At 53.1% G+C, this 22,458-nt stretch carries 17 protein-coding genes, 4 tRNA genes, 3 rRNA genes and 1 pseudogene; 14 read left to right on the forward strand and 11 right to left on the reverse strand.

The annotated features are described in order from the left end of the window. Nucleotides 1-21: 21 nt before the first annotated feature. The 6 genes from proS to metN form a co-directional block, all read right to left on the reverse strand. Entirely contained in the window at nt 22-1,740 is a 1,719-nt protein-coding gene (gene proS / locus FHN83_RS15985; protein ID WP_039030289.1) for a proline--tRNA ligase, read from the reverse strand. Between the two features lie 111 nt (nt 1,741-1,851). Next, nucleotides 1,852-2,559, reverse strand: a complete 708-nt coding sequence (gene tsaA / locus FHN83_RS15990; RefSeq protein ID WP_039030288.1) for a tRNA (N6-threonylcarbamoyladenosine(37)-N6)-methyltransferase TrmO — start codon at nt 2,557-2,559, stop codon at nt 1,852-1,854. Then, on the reverse strand, nt 2,556-2,960 hold the full coding sequence (gene rcsF, locus FHN83_RS15995; protein ID WP_039030287.1) for an Rcs stress response system protein RcsF: 405 nt from the start codon (nt 2,958-2,960) through the stop codon (nt 2,556-2,558). Before rcsF ends, tsaA begins: the two co-directional genes overlap by 4 nt. Nucleotides 2,961-3,067: 107 nt before the next feature. Beyond that, the gene (gene metQ / locus FHN83_RS16000; RefSeq protein ID WP_039030286.1) at nt 3,068-3,883 is read right to left on the reverse strand and encodes a methionine ABC transporter substrate-binding lipoprotein MetQ; all 816 of its coding nucleotides are present in this window, start codon (nt 3,881-3,883) and stop codon (nt 3,068-3,070) included. A 39-nt stretch (nt 3,884-3,922) separates the two neighbouring features. Then, a complete protein-coding gene (locus FHN83_RS16005) occupies nt 3,923-4,576 on the reverse strand; it encodes a methionine ABC transporter permease MetI (RefSeq protein WP_039030285.1) in 654 nt (217 codons plus the stop codon). Continuing rightward, nucleotides 4,569-5,600: a methionine ABC transporter ATP-binding protein MetN gene (metN, locus tag FHN83_RS16010; protein WP_139564364.1), complete on the reverse strand. Its 1,032-nt coding sequence runs from the start codon at nt 5,598-5,600 to the stop codon at nt 4,569-4,571. The genes FHN83_RS16005 and metN overlap by 8 nt, the downstream gene beginning before the upstream one ends. A 187-nt stretch (nt 5,601-5,787) precedes the next feature. On the opposite strand from metN, the gene gmhB reads away from it, so the two are divergent. The 8 genes from gmhB to dkgB all read left to right on the forward strand — a co-directional run bounded on the left by gmhB (nt 5,788) and on the right by dkgB (nt 12,961). Next, nucleotides 5,788-6,354 (forward strand): D-glycero-beta-D-manno-heptose 1,7-bisphosphate 7-phosphatase, encoded by a 567-nt coding sequence (gene gmhB, locus FHN83_RS16015; protein WP_139564365.1) that lies wholly within the window; start codon nt 5,788-5,790, stop codon nt 6,352-6,354. 368 nt (nt 6,355-6,722) lie between these two features. Continuing rightward, nucleotides 6,723-8,258: ribosomal RNA gene (locus FHN83_RS16020) — 16S ribosomal RNA — on the forward strand. Between the two features lie 70 nt (nt 8,259-8,328). Next, nucleotides 8,329-8,405: transfer RNA gene (locus FHN83_RS16025), tRNA-Ile, on the forward strand. Between the two features lie 105 nt (nt 8,406-8,510). After that, nucleotides 8,511-8,586 (forward strand) — tRNA-Ala (locus tag FHN83_RS16030). Between the two features lie 196 nt (nt 8,587-8,782). Beyond that, a 23S ribosomal RNA gene (locus FHN83_RS16035) occupies nt 8,783-11,682 on the forward strand. Nucleotides 11,683-11,747: 65 nt separating this feature from the next. Then, nucleotides 11,748-11,863 (forward strand): 5S ribosomal RNA (gene rrf / locus FHN83_RS16040). The 16S, 23S and 5S rRNA genes sit together here with 3 tRNA genes alongside, the layout of an rRNA operon. Nucleotides 11,864-11,918: 55 nt before the next feature. Beyond that, nucleotides 11,919-11,995, forward strand: a tRNA-Asp gene (locus FHN83_RS16045). A gap of 162 nt (nt 11,996-12,157) precedes the next feature. Then, on the forward strand, nt 12,158-12,961 hold the full coding sequence (gene dkgB, locus FHN83_RS16050) for a 2,5-didehydrogluconate reductase DkgB (RefSeq protein ID WP_139564366.1): 804 nt from the start codon (nt 12,158-12,160) through the stop codon (nt 12,959-12,961). A gap of 1 nt (nt 12,962) precedes the next feature. On the opposite strand, the pseudogene yafC reads toward dkgB, so the two are convergent. Further along, nucleotides 12,963-13,894 (reverse strand): annotated as a pseudogene (yafC, locus tag FHN83_RS16055) (DNA-binding transcriptional regulator YafC). A gap of 105 nt (nt 13,895-13,999) precedes the next feature. Between yafC and FHN83_RS16060 the strand changes: the two are divergent. The 3 genes from FHN83_RS16060 to FHN83_RS16070 all read left to right on the forward strand — a co-directional run bounded on the left by FHN83_RS16060 (nt 14,000) and on the right by FHN83_RS16070 (nt 16,962). Further along, a complete protein-coding gene (locus FHN83_RS16060) occupies nt 14,000-15,175 on the forward strand; it encodes an MFS transporter (protein ID WP_039032073.1) in 1,176 nt (391 codons plus the stop codon). 139 nt (nt 15,176-15,314) lie between these two features. Next, a complete protein-coding gene (locus FHN83_RS16065; RefSeq protein WP_039032074.1) occupies nt 15,315-16,115 on the forward strand; it encodes an endonuclease/exonuclease/phosphatase family protein in 801 nt (266 codons plus the stop codon). A 76-nt stretch (nt 16,116-16,191) separates the two neighbouring features. Further along, nucleotides 16,192-16,962 (forward strand): class I SAM-dependent methyltransferase, encoded by a 771-nt coding sequence (locus tag FHN83_RS16070; RefSeq protein WP_139564367.1) that lies wholly within the window; start codon nt 16,192-16,194, stop codon nt 16,960-16,962. Nucleotides 16,963-17,015: 53 nt separating this feature from the next. Here FHN83_RS16070 and mltD read toward each other — a convergent pair whose 3' ends face one another. Next, on the reverse strand, nt 17,016-18,383 hold the full coding sequence (gene mltD / locus FHN83_RS16075; RefSeq protein ID WP_039032075.1) for a murein transglycosylase D: 1,368 nt from the start codon (nt 18,381-18,383) through the stop codon (nt 17,016-17,018). Between the two features lie 71 nt (nt 18,384-18,454). Further along, nucleotides 18,455-19,210 carry a hydroxyacylglutathione hydrolase gene (gloB, locus tag FHN83_RS16080; protein WP_039032076.1) on the reverse strand — a complete coding sequence of 252 codons (756 nt, stop codon included), beginning with the start codon at nt 19,208-19,210 and terminating at the stop codon, nt 18,455-18,457. A 32-nt stretch (nt 19,211-19,242) separates the two neighbouring features. Here gloB and FHN83_RS16085 point away from each other — a divergent pair, with 32 nt between their 5' ends. Next, nucleotides 19,243-19,959, forward strand: coding sequence for a class I SAM-dependent methyltransferase (locus FHN83_RS16085; protein ID WP_039032077.1), 717 nt, complete (start codon nt 19,243-19,245; stop codon nt 19,957-19,959). Here the strand turns inward: FHN83_RS16085 and rnhA are convergent, their stop codons facing one another. Next, nucleotides 19,960-20,427 carry a ribonuclease HI gene (gene rnhA, locus FHN83_RS16090; protein ID WP_039032078.1) on the reverse strand — a complete coding sequence of 156 codons (468 nt, stop codon included), beginning with the start codon at nt 20,425-20,427 and terminating at the stop codon, nt 19,960-19,962. A 145-nt stretch (nt 20,428-20,572) separates the two neighbouring features. On the opposite strand from rnhA, the gene dnaQ reads away from it, so the two are divergent. Together dnaQ and FHN83_RS16100 are read left to right on the forward strand one after the other, a co-directional pair. Beyond that, nucleotides 20,573-21,316 carry a DNA polymerase III subunit epsilon gene (dnaQ, locus tag FHN83_RS16095; RefSeq protein ID WP_138370696.1) on the forward strand — a complete coding sequence of 248 codons (744 nt, stop codon included), beginning with the start codon at nt 20,573-20,575 and terminating at the stop codon, nt 21,314-21,316. Between the two features lie 130 nt (nt 21,317-21,446). Beyond that, nucleotides 21,447-21,523 (forward strand) — tRNA-Asp (locus FHN83_RS16100). Between the two features lie 97 nt (nt 21,524-21,620). Here the strand turns inward: FHN83_RS16100 and FHN83_RS16105 are convergent. Next, the gene (locus FHN83_RS16105; protein ID WP_039032080.1) at nt 21,621-22,391 is read right to left on the reverse strand and encodes an amidohydrolase; all 771 of its coding nucleotides are present in this window, start codon (nt 22,389-22,391) and stop codon (nt 21,621-21,623) included. Between the last annotated feature and the right edge of the window lie 67 nt (nt 22,392-22,458).

Consider the following 22,458-nt stretch of genomic DNA (forward strand, 5'->3'; position numbering starts at 1 on the left):
ATCAGCGGGGTTTTTTGTGGCTTATGCCTTGATGGCTTTTACTAGGTAATCCAGTACGTCACCGGTTTTAATCATCTGCTTCTCGCCGTTACGACGATATTTGTACTCGATCTCGTCGTTGTCGAGGTTACGATCGCCGATGACCACGGTGTGTGGAATACCGATCAGTTCCATATCAGCAAACATCACGCCTGGACGCTCTTTACGATCGTCCATCAGCACTTCGATACCCTGCGCACGCAGCTCGCTGTACAGTTTTTCCGCCAGCTCCTGAACGCGGTAGGACTTGTGCATGTTCATCGGCAGGATCGCGACCTGGAACGGTGCAATGTTGTCCGGCCAGACGATGCCACGCTCGTCGTAGTTCTGCTCGATAGCGGCAGCAACCACACGCGTTACCCCAATACCGTAGCAGCCCATGGTCAGAACCTGATTGCGACCATCTTCACCCTGAACGGCAGCGTTCATGGCGCGGGAGTATTTATCACCCAGCTGGAAGATATGACCGACCTCAATACCGCGTTTGATCATCAGGGTACCCTTGCCGTCCGGGCTTGGGTCGCCTGCTACCACGTTACGAATATCCGCCACTTCTGGGGTCGCGGCATCGCGATCCCAGTTAATACCGAAGTAGTGTTTACCATCGATGTTCGCGCCTGCGGAGAAGTCGCTCATCGCGGCAACAGTGCGGTCAATAACGACAGGAACTGGCATATTCACCGGGCCCAGGGAGCCAGGACCGGCGTTCACGACGGCACGGATTTCCGCTTCCGTTGCGAAGGTTAACGGGCTGGCAACCTGTGGCAGCTTCTCTGCTTTCACTTCGTTCAGCTCGTGATCGCCACGTACCAGCAGGGCAACCAGCGGGTATGCGCTGCCTTCGGTCGATTTCACCAGCAGGGTTTTGACCGTTTTTTCGATCGGCAGGTTGAACTGCTCAACCAGCTCGGCGATGGTTTTCGCGTTTGGCGTATCAACCAGCTTCATCTCTTCGGTTGCAGCAGCGCGCGGCGCTTTTGGCGCCAGTGCTTCAGCAAACTCAATGTTCGCAGCGTAGTCTGAGGAGTCAGAGAAGATCACATCGTCTTCACCACTCTGTGCCAGCACCTGGAATTCATGGGATGCGCTACCGCCGATAGAACCGGTATCAGCCTGCACAGCGCGGAAATCCAGACCCATACGGGAGAAGATTTTGCTGTACGCTTCGTACATCTTGTCGTAAGTCTCCTGCAGAGACTCCTGAGAAGTATGGAAAGAGTACGCATCTTTCATCAGGAATTCGCGAGAGCGCATAACGCCAAAGCGTGGGCGAACTTCGTCACGGAACTTGGTCTGGATCTGGAAGAAGTTGAGCGGCAACTGTTTGTAGGAGCTCAGCTCGTTACGGATCAGATCGGTGATGACTTCTTCATGCGTTGGGCCAAGAACGAAGGGACGATCGCCACGATCGGCAATACGCAGCAGTTCCGGACCATACTGCTCCCAGCGTCCACTCTCCTGCCATAGCTCAGAAGGCTGAACTACCGGCATTAACACCTCGATAGCACCGGCGTTGTTCATCTCTTCACGCACGATGTTTTCGACTTTTTTCAGGACGCGCACGCCGGTCGGCAGCCAGGTGTATAACCCGGAGGCCAGCTTGCGGATCATCCCGGCGCGCAGCATCAGCTGGTGGCTGATCACCTCGGCGTCGGCAGGTGTCTCCTTCAGAGTGGAGAGCAGATATTGGCTAGTACGCATGTTGTTACGGTTCCATTTCGAAGAGTGGAACAGGCTGATCGGCAGCCTGACACAAAAAAAGTGGTTTAGTTTACCAGTGTGGCAAAGATGCCAAAAGAGAAGAGGATAAAATTACTGCGGCTCGAGGGCAAACACTTCGAAGCCCGCCGCTGTGACCCGCCAGCGAACGTTAAAATCCAGCAGCAGAACGGCGTAGGTTTTTCCGGCTTCTTCCTCTTTGCGGTAGGCCGGACGGGGATCCTGGGCCAGCACGTCGACAATAAATTCCCGCAGGCGAGGGTAGCGCTTTTCCAGCTGGATTAATTGTGGGAGAAGCGCATCGCTAAACCAGACCGGCGTATCAGCCTGAGGAGCCTGCTGGGCGTAGCTGGCGCGCGCATTCGGCAGGGCTTCGGCAAAGGGCAGATACGGTTTGATATCCACCACGGGCGTACCATCCACCAGATCCAGACTGCCGAGCTCGAGGATCACCTGATCCTTCAGACAGCGAATGCCTTTCAGCTCGATGAGCGACATGCCGACAGGGTTCGGGCGAAACGTCGAGCGTGTAGCAAATACGCCCATCCTGGCATTACCGCCGAGACGAGGCGGGCGCACGGTAGGGCGCCAGCCGCCAGCCATGGTCTGATGAAAGATAAACAGCACCCACAGATGGCTGAACGCTTCCAGTCCGCGCACGGCATCGGCCTGATTATAAGGCGCGAGCAGGTGAAGTTCGCCGCTACAGCTTTTTACCAGCCCGGGCTGGCGCGGCACGGCAAACTTCTCTTTATACGGCGAGCGAATAACGCCTATCTGCTCGAACTGGAAAGCACTCATTTCGCCGAGACGTTAAGGGCAGAGCCTACGCAAACGGCCTGACGGTAGCAGCCAGGTGTACCGCTGGTCACCTCGCAGCTGTGCAGCAGAACCGCATTGGCCTTCATTTTAGAGGCATTGATCTGCATGCGTTTACGCGCAGTGGGAATATTGGGAGGAGAATCCTGGTTGGTGGCCTGGCAAGAATCGCCGGAGACTTCACCCAGATCGCGGAACGGTTTACCCACTAAATCTTCAGCCTTGGTATAGATCCTTACCGGCGCAGGACGTGGCGCTTTTGGCTTCTCAGGCTCCACTTTTGGCGGGGTTGCTGTGCTTTTAACAGGTTCAACAGGAGATCTGCTTAGCATAGAACAGCCGCTCAGCATCAGTGCTAAAAGACAGATCGGTAAAGCACGCATAATGTTTCCTCAATGAATTATCAAATCGTCAGATATTGAATCAGTTGCCTGCATAAATGACAAGACGGGCTTTCGCCCGTCCTGAATGATATTACACAAAGGTCAGATTACCAGCCTTTAACTGCGCCGCCGTTAAAGACTTTGTTTGCTTCCTGGTAAACTTCATCAGACTGGTAGGCCTGGACGAACTTCTTCACGTTTTCCGCATCTTTGTTGTCTTCGCGGGTAACGATCAGGTTAACGTATGGAGAATCTTTATCTTCTACAAAGATACCGTCTTTCGCTGGGGTCAGGTTGATCTGGCTGGCGTAAGTGGTGTTGATAACCGCCAGGGCGATCTGCGCATCGTCCAGAGAGCGTGGCAGCTGTGGTGCTTCCAGCTCAACAATTTTCAGGTTTTTTGGGTTCTCGGTTACGTCCAGAACGGTTGGCAGCAGGCCAACACCGTCTTTCAGTTTAATCAGACCCACTTTCTGCAGCAGCAGCAGGGAACGGCCAAGGTTAGTTGGGTCGTTAGGTACCGCCACCTGAGAACCGTCCTGCAGCTCTTCTAATGATTTGATTTTTTTGGAGTAGCCTGCGATTGGGTAAACAAAGGTATTACCTACCGCAACCAGCTTGTAGCCACGATCTTTGATCTGCTGATCCAGGTATGGTTTGTGCTGGAAGGCGTTAGCATCGATATCGCCTTTGCTCAGCGCTTCGTTAGGCAGAACGTAGTCGTTGAATGTAACCAATTCAACGTCCAGGCCATACTTCTCTTTCGCCACTTTTGCTGCCGTCTCAGCAACCTGCTGCTCCGCACCGACGATAACGCCTACTTTGATATGGTTTGGATCTTTTTCGTCCTGGCCACAACCTACCAGTGCCAGAGAGCCGATCAGCGCGCCTACCGCAGCAAAGGTCTTAAATTTAAACGCCATGTTTTTATCCTTAACTCGTCGAGTTTGTGTTGTGTAACGTTATTTGTGCGTAACAGCCCGGACGATGCGATCGCCAGAGAATTGAATGAGATAAACCAGTACAACCAGCAGAACCAGCACGGTATTCATGACGGTAGCATTGTAGCCAATGTAACCATACTGATAACCGATCTGACCCAGACCGCCTGCACCGACAGCACCGCCCATCGCAGAGTAACCTACCAGGGTAATCAGCGTGATGGTGGCCGCATTGACCAGACCCGGCAGCGCTTCAGGCAGTAAGACTTTGCGTACGATCTGCATCGGCGTCGCACCCATAGCGCGAGAGGCTTCAATCAGGCCCGACGGGATCTCTAACAGCGCGTTCTCAACCATACGAGCGATAAAGGGTGCTGCGCCCACGGTCAGGGGAACGATAGCGGCCTGCAGGCCGATGGACGTGCCCACAATAACGCGGGTGAATGGAATCATCCAGACCAACAGAATAATGAAGGGAATGGAACGGAAGATGTTCACCAGCGCAGAGAGCGTGCGGTACAGCTTCGCGTTCTCAATAATCTGACCCGGACGGGTAACGTACAGCAGCACGCCCACCGGCAGACCAATGACAAAACCGAAGAAGCCGGATACGAAGGTCATCGCCAGCGTTTCCCATACGCCGCGTGCCAGCAACCACATCATTGCCTCAGACATAACCCAGTACCTCAACTTTTACATGATGCTCTTGCAGCCAGGCGATAGCAGCCTGCGTATCTTCTTGCGTGCCGTGCATTTCAGTCAGCATGATGCCGAACTTGACGCCACCGGCGTAATCCATCTGCGCGCTAATAATGTTGTTATTCACATTGAAACGGCGGGCGGTTTCGGACAGCAGCGGTGCATCCACTGACTTGCCGGTAAACTCCATTCGCAGCATCGGAACACTGTTGGCTTCAGGCTGGCTTTTCAGACGGGCCAGATAGTCTTCCGGGATATCCAGATGCAGGGTGGCCTGAATGAATTGTTGCGCCAGGGGGGTTTTAGGATGAGAGAACACTTCGCTTACGGCGTCTTGCTCAATCAGTTGCCCGTTGCTGATCACCGCCACGCAGTCGCAGATGCGTTTAACCACATCCATCTCGTGTGTAATAAGAAGAATGGTCAGTCCCAGGCGACGGTTAATGTCCTTCAACAGCTCCAGTATCGAGCGGGTAGTTGCGGGATCCAGGGCGCTGGTGGCTTCGTCACAGAGCAGCACTTTCGGGTTGCTGGCCAGGGCACGGGCAATGGCTACACGCTGTTTTTGTCCACCGGATAAGTTCGCCGGGAAGGTATCGTGTTTGTCGCTCAGACCGACCAGATCCAGAAGTTCGGTCACGCGGCGTTTGATTTCGTCTTTTGGCGTATTGTCCAGCTCCAGCGGCAGGGCAACGTTACCAAACACGGTGCGCGAGGAGAGCAGGTTAAAGTGCTGGAAGATCATGCCAATCTGGCGGCGAGCTTTAGTCAGTTCTGATTCGGAAAGGGTAGTCAGCTCCTTGCCATCCACCTGAACGTGACCTTCGGTCGGACGTTCAAGCAGGTTAACGCAACGAATGAGCGTACTTTTACCTGCACCTGAGGCGCCAATGACGCCATAAATCTGTCCAGCCGGAACATGCAGGCTAACGTTGTTCAACGCCTGAATGGTGCGGTTCCCTTGCTGGAACACTTTGGTGATATTCGAAAGTTTAATCATTAGATTATTTTTATCGTATGTAAGTTAGCCGTGGCATTTTCTGCTGCCTGATGCGGGCGATGACCGTCAACAAAACGGATGTTAAGGCATCCAGACGTCTAAATCAATCCAACTCTGCGCGATGAGCACTTTCTTGCGCAGTGAAACATGAGATACTAAGCAGACATCCCTTTTCAGGAGCAAACCGGTGGCAAAATCAGTACCCGCAATTTTTCTCGATCGTGACGGCACAATTAATGTCGATCATGGGTATGTACATGAGATAGACGAATTTGAATTCATCGAGGGCGTAATAGAAGCCATGCGTGAATTAAAAGAGATGGGTTTTGCGCTGGTGGTGGTTACCAACCAGTCAGGCATCGCGCGCGGTAAGTTCACTGAAGCACAGTTCGAGACCTTAACAGAGTGGATGGACTGGTCGCTTGCCGATCGTGGCGTTGACCTGGACGGTATCTATTATTGCCCGCACCACCCGCAAGGCACCGTAGAAGAGTATCGTCAGACCTGTGACTGCCGTAAACCGCACCCGGGTATGTTCATCTCCGCGCAAGAGTTCCTTCATATAGATATGAGCGCTTCATATATGGTGGGCGATAAACTGGAAGATATGCAGGCAGCTGCCGCAGCAGGTGTAGGCCATAAAATTCTGGTACGCACCGGCAAACCGGTCACGCCAGAAGCAGAAAGTGCAGCGGATTGCGTCATTAACAGCCTTGCAACACTGCCAGAAACCATCAAAAAGCAGCAAAAATAGGCGTTATGGCGAAAAGATGAGCGGTTGAAATAAAATTGTCTTTTTCCGCTTGTCAGTGCCGAAGAACTCCCTATAATGCGCCTCCATCGACACGGCAGATGTGAATCACTTCACACTAACAGCCGGGCCGGTTGAAGAGAAAAGCGTGAAATAATCGCTTGACTCTGAAAGAGGAAAGCGTAATATACGCCACCTCGCAACGGTGAGCGAAAGCCGCGTTGCACTGCTCTTTAACAATTTATCAGACAATCTGTGTGGGCACTCAAAGTGACATGGATTCTTAATGTCTTCGGACAATAAATGAATACCAAGTCTCTGAGTGAACATACGTAATTCATTACGAAGTTTAATTCACGAGCATCAAACTTAAATTGAAGAGTTTGATCATGGCTCAGATTGAACGCTGGCGGCAGGCCTAACACATGCAAGTCGAACGGTAGCACAGAGAGCTTGCTCTCGGGTGACGAGTGGCGGACGGGTGAGTAATGTCTGGGAAACTGCCTGATGGAGGGGATAACTACTGGAAACGGTAGCTAATACCGCATAACGTCGCAAGACCAAAGAGGGGACCTTCGGGCCTCTTGCCATCAGATGTGCCCAGATGGGATTAGCTAGTAGGTGGGGTAACGGCTCACCTAGGCGACGATCCCTAGCTGGTCTGAGAGGATGACCAGCCACACTGGAACTGAGACACGGTCCAGACTCCTACGGGAGGCAGCAGTGGGGAATATTGCACAATGGGCGCAAGCCTGATGCAGCCATGCCGCGTGTATGAAGAAGGCCTTCGGGTTGTAAAGTACTTTCAGCGAGGAGGAAGGTGTTGAGGTTAATAACCTCAGCAATTGACGTTACTCGCAGAAGAAGCACCGGCTAACTCCGTGCCAGCAGCCGCGGTAATACGGAGGGTGCAAGCGTTAATCGGAATTACTGGGCGTAAAGCGCACGCAGGCGGTCTGTCAAGTCGGATGTGAAATCCCCGGGCTCAACACGGGAACTGCATTCGAAACTGGCAGGCTAGAGTCTTGTAGAGGGGGGTAGAATTCCAGGTGTAGCGGTGAAATGCGTAGAGATCTGGAGGAATACCGGTGGCGAAGGCGGCCCCCTGGACAAAGACTGACGCTCAGGTGCGAAAGCGTGGGGAGCAAACAGGATTAGATACCCTGGTAGTCCACGCCGTAAACGATGTCGACTTGGAGGTTGTGCCCTTGAGGCGTGGCTTCCGGAGCTAACGCGTTAAGTCGACCGCACGGGAGTACGGCCGCAAGGTTAAAACTCAAATGAATTGACGGGGGCCCGCACAAGCGGTGGAGCATGTGGTTTAATTCGATGCAACGCGAAGAACCTTACCTACTCTTGACATCCAGAGAACTTAGCAGAGATGCTTTGGTGCCTTCGGGAACTCTGAGACAGGTGCTGCATGGCTGTCGTCAGCTCGTGTTGTGAAATGTTGGGTTAAGTCCCGCAACGAGCGCAACCCTTATCCTTTGTTGCCAGCGGTTAGGCCGGGAACTCAAAGGAGACTGCCAGTGATAAACTGGAGGAAGGTGGGGATGACGTCAAGTCATCATGGCCCTTACGAGTAGGGCTACACACGTGCTACAATGGCGCATACAAAGAGAAGCGACCTCGCGAGAGCAAGCGGACCTCATAAAGTGCGTCGTAGTCCGGATTGAGTCTGCAACTCGACTCCATGAAGTCGGAATCGCTAGTAATCGTAGATCAGAATGCTACGGTGAATACGTTCCCGGGCCTTGTACACACCGCCCGTCACACCATGGGAGTGGGTTGCAAAAGAAGTAGGTAGCTTAACCTTCGGGAGGGCGCTTACCACTTTGTGATTCATGACTGGGGTGAAGTCGTAACAAGGTAACCGTAGGGGAACCTGCGGTTGGATCACCTCCTTACCTTAAAGAACCTGCCTTTGCAGTGCTCACACAGATTGTCTGATGAAAATTAGCAGTAAAAAATCTCTGCAGGCTTGTAGCTCAGGTGGTTAGAGCGCACCCCTGATAAGGGTGAGGTCGGTGGTTCAAGTCCACTCAGGCCTACCAAATTTTTACTGATGCTGCGTTGCGGCGACACTCACATACTTCAGTATGCTTCGTGTCACCACGCCTTGCCTCAGAAAAAATTACCGGTACAGAGATGACCACGATGGGGCTATAGCTCAGCTGGGAGAGCGCCTGCCTTGCACGCAGGAGGTCTGCGGTTCGATCCCGCATAGCTCCACCATCTTTACTGCGACAACATGAAAACTTCAGAGTGTACCTGCGAAGGTGCGCTGCGAAGTTTTGCTCTTTAAAAATCTGGATCAAGCTGAAAATTGAAACGACACACTGTGTCTGTTCTCCGTAACAGGAACAGATGGAAAGTGTGTTCGAGTCTCTCAAATTTTCACAACGCGAAGTGAAACAGCTTCGGGTTGTGAGGTTAAGCGACTAAGCGTACACGGTGGATGCCCTGGCAGTCAGAGGCGATGAAGGACGTGCTAATCTGCGAAAAGCGCCGGCGAGGTGATATGAACCTTTGACCCGGCGATGTCCGAATGGGGAAACCCAGTGCAATCCGTTGCACTATCGTTAACTGAATACATAGGTTAACGAGGCGAACCGGGGGAACTGAAACATCTAAGTACCCCGAGGAAAAGAAATCAACCGAGATTCCCCCAGTAGCGGCGAGCGAACGGGGAGCAGCCCGGAGTCTGAATCAGCTTGTGTGTTAGTGGAACGGTCTGGAAAGTCCGACGGTACAGGGTGATAGTCCCGTACATGAAAGCACACATGCTGTGAACTCGAAGAGTAGGGCGGGACACGTGGTATCCTGTCTGAATATGGGGGGACCATCCTCCAAGGCTAAATACTCCTGACTGACCGATAGTGAACCAGTACCGTGAGGGAAAGGCGAAAAGAACCCCGGCGAGGGGAGTGAAAAAGAACCTGAAACCGTGTACGTACAAGCAGTGGGAGCACCCTTGTGGTGTGACTGCGTACCTTTTGTATAATGGGTCAGCGACTTATATTCTGTAGCAAGGTTAACCGTATAGGGGAGCCGCAGGGAAACCGAGTCTTAACTGGGCGTTAAGTTGCAGGGTATAGACCCGAAACCCGGTGATCTAGCCATGGGCAGGTTGAAGGTTGGGTAACACTAACTGGAGGACCGAACCGACTAATGTTGAAAAATTAGCGGATGACTTGTGGCTGGGGGTGAAAGGCCAATCAAACCGGGAGATAGCTGGTTCTCCCGAAAGCTATTTAGGTAGCGCCTCGTGAACTCATCTCCGGGGGTAGAGCACTGTTTCGGCTAGGGGGCCATCCCGGCTTACCAACCCGATGCAAACTGCGAATACCGGAGAATGTTATCACGGGAGACACACGGCGGGTGCTAACGTCCGTCGTGAAGAGGGAAACAACCCAGACCGCCAGCTAAGGTCCCAAAGTCATGGTTAAGTGGGAAACGATGTGGGAAGGCACAGACAGCCGGATGTTGGCTTAGAAGCAGCCATCATTTAAAGAAAGCGTAATAGCTCACTGGTCGAGTCGGCCTGCGCGGAAGATGTAACGGGGCTAAACCATGCACCGAAGCTGCGGCAGCGACACTATGTGTTGTTGGGTAGGGGAGCGTTCTGTAAGCCGTTGAAGGTGTGCTGTGAGGCATGCTGGAGGTATCAGAAGTGCGAATGCTGACATAAGTAACGATAAAGCGGGTGAAAAGCCCGCTCGCCGGAAGACCAAGGGTTCCTGTCCAACGTTAATCGGGGCAGGGTGAGTCGACCCCTAAGGCGAGGCCGAAAGGCGTAGTCGATGGGAAACAGGTTAATATTCCTGTACTCGGTGTTACTGCGAAGGGGGGACGGAGAAGGCTATGTTGGCCGGGCGACGGTTGTCCCGGTTTAAGCATGTAGGCGGAGGTTCCAGGTAAATCCGGTACCTTGTTAACGCTGAGGTGTGATGACGAGGCACTACGGTGCTGAAGCAACAAATGCCCTGCTTCCGAAAAGCCTCTAAGCATCAGGTAACATCAAATCGTACCCCAAACCGACACAGGTGGTCAGGTAGAGAATACCAAGGCGCTTGAGAGAACTCGGGTGAAGGAACTAGGCAAAATGGTGCCGTAACTTCGGGAGAAGGCACGCTGATATGTAGGTGAAGCCCCTGCGGGTGGAGCTGAAATCAGTCGAAGATACCAGCTGGCTGCAACTGTTTATTAAAAACACAGCACTGTGCAAACACGAAAGTGGACGTATACGGTGTGACGCCTGCCCGGTGCCGGAAGGTTAATTGATGGGGTTATCCGTAAGGAGAAGCTCTTGATCGAAGCCCCGGTAAACGGCGGCCGTAACTATAACGGTCCTAAGGTAGCGAAATTCCTTGTCGGGTAAGTTCCGACCTGCACGAATGGCGTAATGATGGCCAGGCTGTCTCCACCCGAGACTCAGTGAAATTGAAATCGCTGTGAAGATGCAGTGTACCCGCGGCAAGACGGAAAGACCCCGTGAACCTTTACTATAGCTTGACACTGAACACTGGTCCTTGATGTGTAGGATAGGTGGGAGGCTTTGAAGCGTGGACGCCAGTCTGCGTGGAGCCATCCTTGAAATACCACCCTTTAATGGCTGGTGTTCTAACGTGGACCCGTAATCCGGGTTGCGGACAGTGTCTGGTGGGTAGTTTGACTGGGGCGGTCTCCTCCTAAAGAGTAACGGAGGAGCACGAAGGTTAGCTAATCCTGGTCGGACATCAGGAGGTTAGTGCAATGGCATAAGCTAGCTTGACTGCGAGAGTGACGGCTCGAGCAGGTGCGAAAGCAGGTCATAGTGATCCGGTGGTTCTGTATGGAAGGGCCATCGCTCAACGGATAAAAGGTACTCCGGGGATAACAGGCTGATACCGCCCAAGAGTTCATATCGACGGCGGTGTTTGGCACCTCGATGTCGGCTCATCACATCCGGGGCTGAAGTAGGTCCCAAGGGTATGGCTGTTCGCCATTTAAAGTGGTACGCGAGCTGGGTTTAGAACGTCGTGAGACAGTTCGGTCCCTATCTGCCGTGGGCGCTGGAGAATTGAGGGGGGCTGCTCCTAGTACGAGAGGACCGGAGTGGACGCATCACTGGTGTTCGGGTTGTCATGCCAATGGCACTGCCCGGTAGCTAAATGCGGAAGAGATAAGTGCTGAAAGCATCTAAGCACGAAACTTGCCCCGAGATGAGTTCTCCCTGACCCTTCAAGGGTCCTGAAGGAACGTTGAAGACGACGACGTTGATAGGCCGGGTGTGTAAGCGCAGCGATGCGTTGAGCTAACCGGTACTAATGAACCGTGAGGCTTAACCTTACAACGCCGAAGCTGTTTCGGTGGGATTTGAGACGATTTTCAGCTGATACAGATTACAGAATTTGCCTGGCGGCTGTAGCGCGGTGGTCCCACCTGACCCCATGCCGAACTCAGAAGTGAAACGCCGTAGCGCCGATGGTAGTGTGGGGTCTCCCCATGCGAGAGTAGGGAACTGCCAGGCATCAAATTACGCAGTGAACCGGGGCAATAAACCGGTGTTTGTAGAAGTATTCGGTGGAGCGGTAGTTCAGTCGGTTAGAATACCTGCCTGTCACGCAGGGGGTCGCGGGTTCGAGTCCCGTCCGTTCCGCCACTTATAAGAAGCCCTGAGCTAACGCTCAGGGCTTTTTTCTTGCCTGTCGTTTGATTATTGCTTCTAACGCAAAAATCCTCTGCTTAATACGCTCTTTTTTCACATAGCACCGATAGCGATAATCCTCTTCATTAACAAACATGATGAAGAAAAGAGGAATTCATGACTATCCCTGCATTCGATCTTGGCACTTTCCGCCTGAAAGACGACGTTGTTATCGCATCCGTTAAAAACGCCCTTGAATTGGGCTATCGCGCAGTTGATACCGCCCAGATCTACGACAACGAAGCAACTGTCGGTCAGGCCATCGCAGAAAGCGGTGTATCGCGTGACGAACTTTTTATCACGACCAAGATCTGGACTGAGAACCTCAGTAAAGAGAAATTAATCCCAAGCCTCAAAGAGAGCCTGAAGAAACTGCGTACGGAGTATATTGATCTGACGCTGATCCACTGGCCATCACCGAACGATGCCGTCTCCGTTGAAGAATTTATGCAGGCATTACTGGAAGCCAAAGCTCAGGGGCTGACGCGTGAAATTGGTATCTCCAACTTCACTATCCCATTGATGGAAAGAGCGATTGCCGCCGTTGGCGCAGAAAATATCGCCACCAATCAGATCGAACTTTCACCTTATCTGCAAAACCGTCAGGTGGTGGAGTGGGCGAAGCAGCACAGCATCCATATTACCTCTTACATGACCCTGGCTTACGGCAAGGCGCTGAAAGATGAAACCATTCTGCGCATTGCTGCTAAGCATAATGCAACCGCAGCGCAGGTGATTCTGGCATGGGCGATGGGCGAAGGTTATGCGGTGATCCCGTCTTCAACTAAACGTGAAAACCTGGCGAGCAACCTACTGGCGCGGGATCTGAAGCTGGATCAGGATGACAAAAAAGCGATCGCTGCGCTCGATTGCAACGATCGTCTGGTTAGTCCGGAAGGCCTGGCACCGAACTGGGATTAAATTAACCCGCCCTCTGTACTCCAAACCCTCTTACAGCTCCTTCGGGAGCTGTTTTACATGCTCGCTCAGAAAATCAATAAAGGCCCGGATCCGGGTACTCACCGCTCTGTCGCTGTAATAGACCGCGCTGAAGGGCATCTGAACCGGCAGGCGCTTATCCGCCATCAGTTCGACTAATTCACCCCGCGCGATCTCTTTATCAATCATATAATCCGACAGGCAAGCAATCCCATTTCCTTCAAGGCATAACTGTTTGAGCGTCTCGCCGCTGTTCGATGATAAACCGCAGACCACTTCATGCAGCTGGCCATCGTGGCAGGCAACGGGCCAGGTATTTAGCGATACCGGCTCCGTGAAGCCTAGGCACAGATGCTGCTTCAGCTCATCAATCGTCTCAGGCTTGCCGAAGCGGGCAATATAGTCCGGAGAGGCGATAATTTTGCGATAGCTGGTAAACAGAGGACGAGCCCGCAGACTGGAATCCGTTAATGTCCCGGCGCGGATCGCCACATCCACCTTGCGTTCGATCAGATTGATAAAGGTTTCCGAAGAGACCAGTGAGAGCGTCATTTCCGGATAACGTTCGCGGAAAGGCTTAATAAGAGGCATCAGGAAATGCAGCACAACGGGGGTCGCTGCATCAATACGTAATAGTCCTCGCGGTGTGCTGCGCGTTTCCATGATCTCTGTTTCGGCGGCGGCCATCTCCTGCAGGATGGACTGTACGCGCCGGAAATAGCGTTCACCTTCTTCTGTCAGGCTGAGCTGGCGGGTTGTCCGGTTCAGCAGACTGACGCCCAGCTTCATCTCCAGCTTTTTGACAGAGCGGCTGACGGCAGAATTGGCCTGTCCCAGCTGTTCAGCCGCACGGCTAAAACTGCCGCTCTCAACGACGGCGACGAATATCGCCAGCTCCTCAGAGGTTGCTTTCATTGTTGCTTTATCCGCAAAATTTTATTGATACTTTGAGCATTTTTGTTATTTAAACACTGGCGCATACTTCGTGTCATCTTAATCCTGATGAGACGGAGTTTTTTTATGCCTCTGGCGCTACTTGCCCTGACGATCAGTGCCTTTGCAATCGGCACGACTGAATTTGTTATTGTAGGTCTGGTTCCAACGATTGCTGACCAACTTGCTATCTCGCTGCCTTCAGCGGGTCTACTGGTTTCTATCTATGCTCTTGGCGTGGCAATCGGCGCGCCGGTGCTGACCGCGCTTACAGGCCGTCTACCGCGTAAGCAGCTGCTGATGGCATTGATGGTGCTGTTCACCGCGGGCAACATCCTTGCCTGGCAGGCACCGGATTATACGACGCTGGTCATTGCCCGCCTGCTGACGGGTCTTGCTCATGGCGTCTTCTTCTCTATCGGATCAACAATTGCCACAAGTCTGGTGCCGAAAGAGAAGGCCGCCTCCGCCATCGCCATTATGTTTGGCGGTTTAACCGTCGCGCTGGTCACGGGTGTCCCGTTGGGCACCTTTATCGGGCAGCATTTTGGCTGGCGCGAAACTTTTCTTGCGGTCTCACTGCTGGGCGTGATTGCGCTGATTAGCAGTCTGGTACTGATCCCGTCCAATATTCCGGGGCGTGCGGCAGCGACGTTGCGCGATCAACTGAAGGTACTGACACATCCTCGTTTGCTGATGATCTATGCTATTACGGCATTGGGTTACGGCGGGGTCTTTACCGCGTTTACCTTCCTGGCACCCATGATGCAGGACCTGGCCGGGTTCTCACCGAGCGCCGTCAGCTGGATCCTGCTGGGCTATGGTGTTTCGGTGGCGATCGGCAATATCTGGGGTGGCAAGCTGGCGGATAAGCATGGTGCAGTCCCGGCATTGAAAATTATCTTTGCCGCCCTGGTTGTGCTGCTTTTGGTCTTCCAGTTTACCGCCTCCATGCAGTATGCCGCGCTGGCGACGGTACTGGTGATGGGGATCTTCGCCTTCGGCAACGTACCGGGTCTCCAGGTGTACGTTGTGCAGAAAGCCGAGCTGTATACGCCCAACGCTGTGGATGTGGCCTCCGGTTTGAATATCGCCGCGTTTAACGTCGGTATCGCGCTGGGTTCGATTATCGGTGGGCAGACGGTTGAGCATTTCGGTCTGTCGCAAACACCGTGGATTGGGGCGGTCATTGTTCTCGTGGCATTTCTGTTGATTGGTCTTAGTGGCCGCCTGGATAAGCCTGCTCGCGTCGCTCTGGGATAGCTTAATGTAAGTACTTACTGACAAAACTACTCAGGAGTTTCTTAGTAATTGCGTTGAAAGTGTGAGCTGAAAACCCTATAACATTAGAACCCGCTACTGATTCTGGACGGGTTCTTGTTGATAGAGGTCGTTTCACACCGTGCGAAAAAATACCTATGCCATGCGTTATGTTGCCGGACAACCCGCGGAGAGGATCTTACCTCCGGGGTCGTTTGCGAGCATTGGCCAGGCATTACCTGCGGGGGCGCCTTTAAGCAGCGACGAAAAAATTCGCGTGCTGGTATGGAATATCTTCAAACAGCAACGTGCTGAATGGTTATCTGTCCTGCAGAATTTTGGCAAAGATGCTCATCTGGTGCTGTTGCAGGAGGCGCAAACCACGCCTGAACTGGTCAGGTTTGCAACCACCAACTATCTCGCTGCCGACCAGGTTCCGGCGTTTGTCTTACCCCAGCATCCATCAGGAGTAATGACGCTTTCTGCTGCGCATCCCGTTTATTGCTGCCCATTGCGCGAACGCGAACCGCTTCTGCGCCTGGCGAAATCCGCCCTCGTCACCGTCTATCCGCTGCCGGATACCCGTCTGCTGATGGTGGTGAATATCCACGCGGTCAACTTCAGTCTCGGCGTGGATGTGTACAGTAAGCAGTTGCTGCCTATTGGCGATCAGATTGCGCATCACAGCGGCCCGGTGGTGATGGCCGGTGATTTCAATGCCTGGAGCCGCCCGCGAATGAATGCGCTGTATCGCTTTGCGCGTGAGATGTCGCTGCGCGAAGTACGCTTTACCGATGACCAGCGGCGCAAGGCCTTTGGTCGCCCCCTCGATTTTGTCTTCTATCGTGGTTTGAACGTGAGCGAAGCCTCTGTGCTGGTGACTCGCGCGTCCGATCACAATCCGCTACTAGTTGAATTCAGTCCCGGCAAACCTGAGAGATAGAGGTGCGTCAGGTCTGCCGTGGGGCAGGCCTGCGCGGGTGCTGCCCTTTATTTTTCATCAACCGAAGGACAGCAAAATGACAACACAGTCCCATCATGACAACGTAGAAAAACAGTTTGGCTCCCAGGCTAAGGCCTATCTGACGAGCGCGGTGCACGCATCCGGGCGCGATTTGCAGCGGCTGGCTGAACGTCTGGCCGATTTTCCTGAGGCCAGCGTCCTTGATTTAGGCTGCGGGGCGGGTCATGCCAGCTTCGTGGCGGCGCAGCAGGTGGCGCATGTGACCGCATACGACTTGTCCAGCCAGATGCTGGAGGTGGTATCAGCCGCGGCCAGTGAGAAGGGATTAAGTAATATCACCACCCGTCAGGGCTATGCGGAATCCTTACCCTTTGACGATCAAACGTTTGATATTGTGATTAGCCGCTATTCGGCGCACCACTGGCATGATGTCGGCCAGGCGTTGCGCGAGGTTAAAAGGGTACTGAAGCCGGGTGGTCTGGTTATCATCATGGATATCATGTCGCCGGGCCACCCGGTACGTGATATCTGGTTACAGACGGTGGAAGCGCTGCGGGATACTTCGCATGTCCGCAACTATTCCAGCGGCGAGTGGTTGTCCATGTTAACCGAGGCGGGGCTGATCTCGCGATCGTTGCAGACTGACCGGTTGACGCTGGAGTTTTCTTCGTGGATCGCCCGTATGCGCACCCCAGAGGCTCTGAGCCAGGCGATTCGCCTGTATCAGGATAGCGCCTCTGCCGAGGTCAAAGCCTACTTTGAGCTGCAGGAAGAGGGCTCGTTTACCAGCGATACCATTCTGGCGGAAGCCCAAAAGGCGGGATAAACAAAAAAGGCACCGAGGGGAATCGGTGCCTTTTTCACAGCTGGTCTCTGAAATCAGGAGTCCGGGGTGGCGTTATTTTTCACAAACAACGTTATCCGGTCGCCAGGCTGCAGATTGTCCGTATCGCTGTTCCAGCGCATCACATCTTTGATGTTCACGCCATGACGCTTAGCAATACTGGAAAGCGAATCACCTTTTTGTACGCGATAGGTAATGCTATCGCTGTTATTGGCGAGACGCTGCGCGCTGTTACCTGCGCCAATCGTCAGGTTCTGGCCCACTTTAAGGCTAGAGCCGCGCAGCTTGTTCCACTGCTGCAGATCTTTAGTGCTCACGCCGAGACGTGATGCGATGCCTGAAAGCGTATCGCCTGTACGTACCTGATAGCTACGGCTGTTAAGCGGTGTGTTATCCGCAATCAACGTAGACTGAACCGCTTCAATTTCACCCGCCGCCAGAGATACCCGTAACTGTTCAGCGTGTTTCTGCGGCACCAGAACGTACTTCGGTCCGCTGTTACCAAGCGTAGAGCCTTTAACACCTGCGTTGAAGGCTTTCAGTTTGGTCACCGAGATACCTGCCATATCCGCAACCTGTCTCAGTTCAACAGGGTTGTTGATACGCACTCTCGCCAGCGCACGACTTTCGTCTGAGGTCGGCAACTGCACGCCGTACTGTTTGCTGTTTTTGAATATTTCACTCAAAGCCAGCATTTTAGGTACGTATAATTTGGTTTCCCGTGGCAGTGGAAGCGACCAAAAGTCGGTAGGTTTACCCCGTGCTTTATTCGCTTTCATTGCCTTCAGTACACGACCCTCACCGCTATTATAAGCAGCGACCGTCAGCAGCCAGTCACCGTCGAACATCTTGTTCAGACGTTGCATCATGTCGAGAGCGGCAGTCGTCGAAGCGACTACATCACGACGCGCATCGTAGTTGCGGGTCTGTTTTAAACCATAATTTCGCCCTGTGCTCGGTATGATCTGCCAAAGACCTGCGGCCTTGGCGCCAGACGTTGCGTGCGGGTCAAAAGCGCTCTCCACTATGGGTAGTAGTACCAGTTCCATGGGCATGTTACGTTTCTTAACTTGCCCTGCTATCCAGTACATATACGGCTCTGCCCGTAAAGTTACATCGTGGAGATAGCTCTTATTGCTTAAATACTTCTGTTTCTGTTCGCGAATCCGGCTGTTTTCCGGAATTCCCATCTTTAGCTCGTCGCCAATAGAGACCCACAAGTCTTGATCCTGTGCGAAAGACGTCCCATCGTCTGCCCATCGCGATTGACTTGTAAACTTCCCTGCTTCCCCTTGACCAGCTGCAGAAAGGCTCTGTGCGTGCTGTTGTACGTTGCCAGTGTTCTGAGACGCCTGGCAACCCACAAGCAGGACAGAGGCGAGTAATATCGCTTTTGCCTTCATGTGTGTGTCAATAGTTGCTTAAAAGACGAGCGATGATAACGACGAATAATTAAAAAGGCAACCCGCAATTGTCAGAAGTCATCTTTCTTTGACCTTAACCATGCAAAACAATCCTCAGGTTGTAACATATTTGTTTCTTCTTTAATTTTTTTAACTAAATCAACATCATCTGTTCTGAGAAATAAATTAATTTTACGTTCATTTTTCAGAGTTACGGGGAGTGTTTTTTGGTTTTTTGCGCGTAACTCATTCACTTTGCGATAATATTCCTGAATCGCTGTATCCTCTGGCAGGATGTGCATCGCAAACTTCATATTCGCTAAAGTGTATTCATGTGCGCAACAAATCAGAGTATCTTCGGGCAGGGCGTCAATTTTCTTAAAGGACTGATACATCTGGGATGGCGTGCCTTCGAACAGCCTTCCGCAGCCCCCAGAGAACATTGTGTCCCCACAGAAAAGATAAGGAAAACTGAAGTACGAAATATGTCCGGAAGTGTGACCAGGTGTGGCAATTACAGAAAATTCCAACCCAAGAATGAGGATCTTTTCGCCATCTTTGACTACGCGCGTTGTTCCCTTATTTTGTGTCTCTGCGGGACCGTATACCACAAGATGCGGAAATTTTGCGCAGATAGCCGCCACGCCGCCAACGTGGTCATGATGGTGGTGCGTCAGCAAAATCGCTTCCGGCTGCCACTGGTTTTGCTCAATGGCTTTCAACACCGGCTCAGCCTCGCCAGGATCGACAATCACACAACGACCATCATCATTGCTCAAAACCCAGATGTAATTGTCCTGAAAAGCAGAAATACTGTTAAGATTCATACATTACCTCTCATAGCGTGGCGGGTGTTTTGATGAAACCGGCAAGGATACCTCAGATTGTTACCGCACCGAAACACTGGGCGGAGTTGCCCTGGGGTGAATACTATCGTGAAGCGCTTGAGCAGCAGCTTAAGCCCTGGTTTGCGAAAATGTATGGTTTCCACCTGCTTAAGATTGGCAATCTGAGCGCGGAAATCAACTCTGAAAGCTGCGCGATTTCGCATCAGGTCAATGTTTCTCTGGGCGGTGAGCCCGTTCAGGTGAAGGCCAACCCGTTACAGCTGCCGTTTGCTGAGAAATCCGTTGATGCCTGCCTGCTGGCGCATTCGCTGCCCTGGTGCGATGATCCGCACCGGTTGCTGCGGGAAGCCGATCGGGTGCTGATTGACGACGGCTGGCTCGTGATCAGCGGATTTAACCCGATGAGCCTGATGGGGCTCCGAAAGCTGGTGCCGGTGCTGCGCCGCACCCCGCCGTATAACAGCCGCATGTTTACCCTGATGCGCCAACTGGACTGGCTCTCGCTGCTCAATTATGAGGTGATGTACCAGAGCGGTTTTCAGGTGATACCCTGGACGCGGCAGGGGGGGAAGATGCTCAGCACCCATTTTCCGGCGCTGGGCTGTATGCAACTGATTGTGGCACGTAAGAGAACGATCCCTCTGACGCTAAATCCCATGAAGCAAAGCAAGGCAAAAACGCGGTTGCGTGCCGCCGTCGGCGCCACGCGACAGTACCGAAAGCCCTGATCAGGCTTCCGGTTTGTATCCTACATCCTCATGCTGAGGATTCATTGCGGCAGCGCGCGCCAGTTCGTCGCAACGTTCGTTTTCAGGATGTCCGGCGTGGCCTTTCACCCATTCCCACTGGATTTTATGCTGGCTAAGCGCCGCATCCAGGCGTTGCCAGAGATCGACATTCTTCACCGGTTTTTTATCCGCGGTTTTCCAGCCGCGTTTTTTCCAGTTATGGATCCACTGGGTGATCCCCTGGCGTACATACTGGCTGTCGGTGCTCAGCACGATATCACAGTGCTCTTTCAGCGCCTCGAGAGCCACAATCGCGGCCATCAACTCCATACGGTTGTTGGTCGTCAGGCGAAAACCTTCGTTGAAGGTTTTTTCGTGTTCACGATAACGCAAAATCGCACCGTAGCCGCCCGGCCCCGGGTTGCCGAGGCACGATCCGTCGGTGTAAATCTCTACCTGTTTACGCATCCTGGCAGACATCCTGTAATCAAAACGGTAAGTCTGACATAAATGGTCGCCATCAGCACTGCAAAATAAAGTCCCTGTGAATTAGCCTTTGAACGCCTGGTCAGGTTGTTTACAATGTCGTCGTTAAAACGAACAGGCTGACAGAATGAGTATTGCAGACACACATAACGCCGACAGGATCATTGTCCTCGATACCGAAACCACCGGTATGAACCAGATCGGTGCCCACTATGAAGGGCATAAGATCATTGAGATCGGTGCGGTGGAGGTGGTTAACCGCCGTCTTACCGGCAATAACTTTCACGTTTATCTGAAGCCAGACCGGCTGGTGGACCCGGAAGCCTTTGGGGTTCACGGGATTGCCGATGAATTTCTGCTGGATAAACCCACCTTTGCTGACGTCGCCGATGAATTCATCGACTACATCAAAGGCGGCGAGCTGGTCATTCATAATGCCTCGTTCGATATCGGCTTTATGGATTATGAATTCAGCAAGCTCAACCGAGGCCTGCCGAAGACAGACACCTTCTGCAAGGTCACCGATAGCCTGGCGATGGCAAGGAAGATGTTCCCCGGCAAGCGGAACAGCCTTGATGCATTGTGCTCACGCTATGAAATAGACAACAGCAAACGAACGCTACACGGGGCACTGCTCGATGCCCAGATCCTGGCAGACGTCTATCTGATCATGACGGGCGGCCAGACCGCCCTGGCATTTAGTTCCGATAGCGATGCACAGCAGCAGTCCGGCGAAAGCGAAATTCAGCGCGTTATTCGTCAGTCCAGTGCGCTGCGCGTCATACTTGCCAGCGATGAGGAGTTAATGGCGCATGAATCCCGTCTCGATCTGGTGCAGAAGAAGGGCGGAAGCTGCCTCTGGCGCGGATAAAAGTGGCTGAAACGCTGGTAAAATGACCGTTCGGATCGTTTTTGCAGCAAACGATTCAAAAGCTGAGAAAAAGCATTGACGGGATCGAGGGCAAACCGTAATATCTGCCTCGTTCCCAAGGGAACACAGCGGAGCGGTAGTTCAGTCGGTTAGAATACCTGCCTGTCACGCAGGGGGTCGCGGGTTCGAGTCCCGTCCGTTCCGCCACTATTCAGAAGGCCTGAGTCAGCAATGACTCAGGCCTTTCTCATTTTATTCGCCAGGTAAAATTTGCCGGGCAACCTCCAGGCCACCCGGCACACAGTTAACCGATACTGAACGGATCGGCATCCTGCCAGGCAGGAAACTTCTCCCGGTACTCTCGCAACGCGGTCAGCGACAGCTCGGCATCAATACGTGTGGCGTGATGCGGCTCAGCGGAGGCAATAATCTCGCCCTGCGGACTAATCACCCGGCTGTCGCCACGGTAGTGATGACCATTGCCGTCGGTACCCACCCGGTTGCAGCCAGCGACATAGGCCTGGTTTTCAATCGCCCGTGCCGTCAGCAGCGCCTGCCAGTGCAGCGAGCGTGGGGCAGGCCAGTTAGCGACATACAGGGCCAGATCATAATCGTTACGGTTACGCGACCACACCGGGAAGCGCAGGTCGTAACAGACCAACGGCAGGATGCGCCAGCCGCGCCACTCAAATACGACGCGCTCGTTACCCGCTTCGTAATGCTGGTGCTCGTCCGCCATGCGGAACAGGTGGCGCTTGTCGTAGAAATGCACCTTGCCTTCGGGCTCTACCAGCAGAAAACGGTTAACCGGCCCGCGCTCGGTCTGCAGCGCGGCGCTGCCAGCAATTAATGCCTGGGTTTGCTGCGCTCTGGCCTGCATCCAGGCGATCAGCTCGTCCTGTGGCAGGGACTGTTTAGCTGCTTCCATGGCAAACCCGGTGGTGAACATTTCCGGCAGGATAATGACGTCGCGTCCGGCGATCTCTTCCAGTTGACGATCAAAATGGCGCAGGTTGGCCGGACCATCCATCCACACCAGCGGTTGTTGCAAAAGCGTAATCTTCAAACCAGGCACAGTTAAGACTCCTCGAATAACCCCATTTTGACACTGTAGCACGACAATCACAGAAACGGGTGGCAAT

It is taken from the genome of Leclercia adecarboxylata, from assembly GCF_006171285.1.
Lineage (GTDB): Bacteria > Pseudomonadota > Gammaproteobacteria > Enterobacterales > Enterobacteriaceae > Enterobacter > Enterobacter barmai.

Coding starts and splice junctions, on each gene's coding strand:
- proS (WP_039030289.1), bottom strand. CDS start 1,740: ATGCGTACTAGCCAATATCTGCTCTCCACTCTGAAGGAGACACCTGCC.
- tsaA (WP_039030288.1), bottom strand. CDS start 2,559: ATGAGTGCTTTCCAGTTCGAGCAGATAGGCGTTATTCGCTCGCCGTAT.
- rcsF (WP_039030287.1), bottom strand. CDS start 2,960: ATGCGTGCTTTACCGATCTGTCTTTTAGCACTGATGCTGAGCGGCTGT.
- metQ (WP_039030286.1), bottom strand. CDS start 3,883: ATGGCGTTTAAATTTAAGACCTTTGCTGCGGTAGGCGCGCTGATCGGC.
- FHN83_RS16005 (WP_039030285.1), bottom strand. CDS start 4,576: ATGTCTGAGGCAATGATGTGGTTGCTGGCACGCGGCGTATGGGAAACG.
- metN (WP_139564364.1), bottom strand. CDS start 5,600: ATGATTAAACTTTCGAATATCACCAAAGTGTTCCAGCAAGGGAACCGC.
- dkgB (WP_139564366.1), top strand. CDS start 12,158: ATGACTATCCCTGCATTCGATCTTGGCACTTTCCGCCTGAAAGACGAC.
- FHN83_RS16060 (WP_039032073.1), top strand. CDS start 14,000: ATGCCTCTGGCGCTACTTGCCCTGACGATCAGTGCCTTTGCAATCGGC.
- FHN83_RS16070 (WP_139564367.1), top strand. CDS start 16,192: ATGACAACACAGTCCCATCATGACAACGTAGAAAAACAGTTTGGCTCC.
- mltD (WP_039032075.1), bottom strand. CDS start 18,383: ATGAAGGCAAAAGCGATATTACTCGCCTCTGTCCTGCTTGTGGGTTGC.
- gloB (WP_039032076.1), bottom strand. CDS start 19,210: ATGAATCTTAACAGTATTTCTGCTTTTCAGGACAATTACATCTGGGTT.
- FHN83_RS16085 (WP_039032077.1), top strand. CDS start 19,243: ATGAAACCGGCAAGGATACCTCAGATTGTTACCGCACCGAAACACTGG.
- rnhA (WP_039032078.1), bottom strand. CDS start 20,427: ATGCGTAAACAGGTAGAGATTTACACCGACGGATCGTGCCTCGGCAAC.
- dnaQ (WP_138370696.1), top strand. CDS start 20,573: ATGAGTATTGCAGACACACATAACGCCGACAGGATCATTGTCCTCGAT.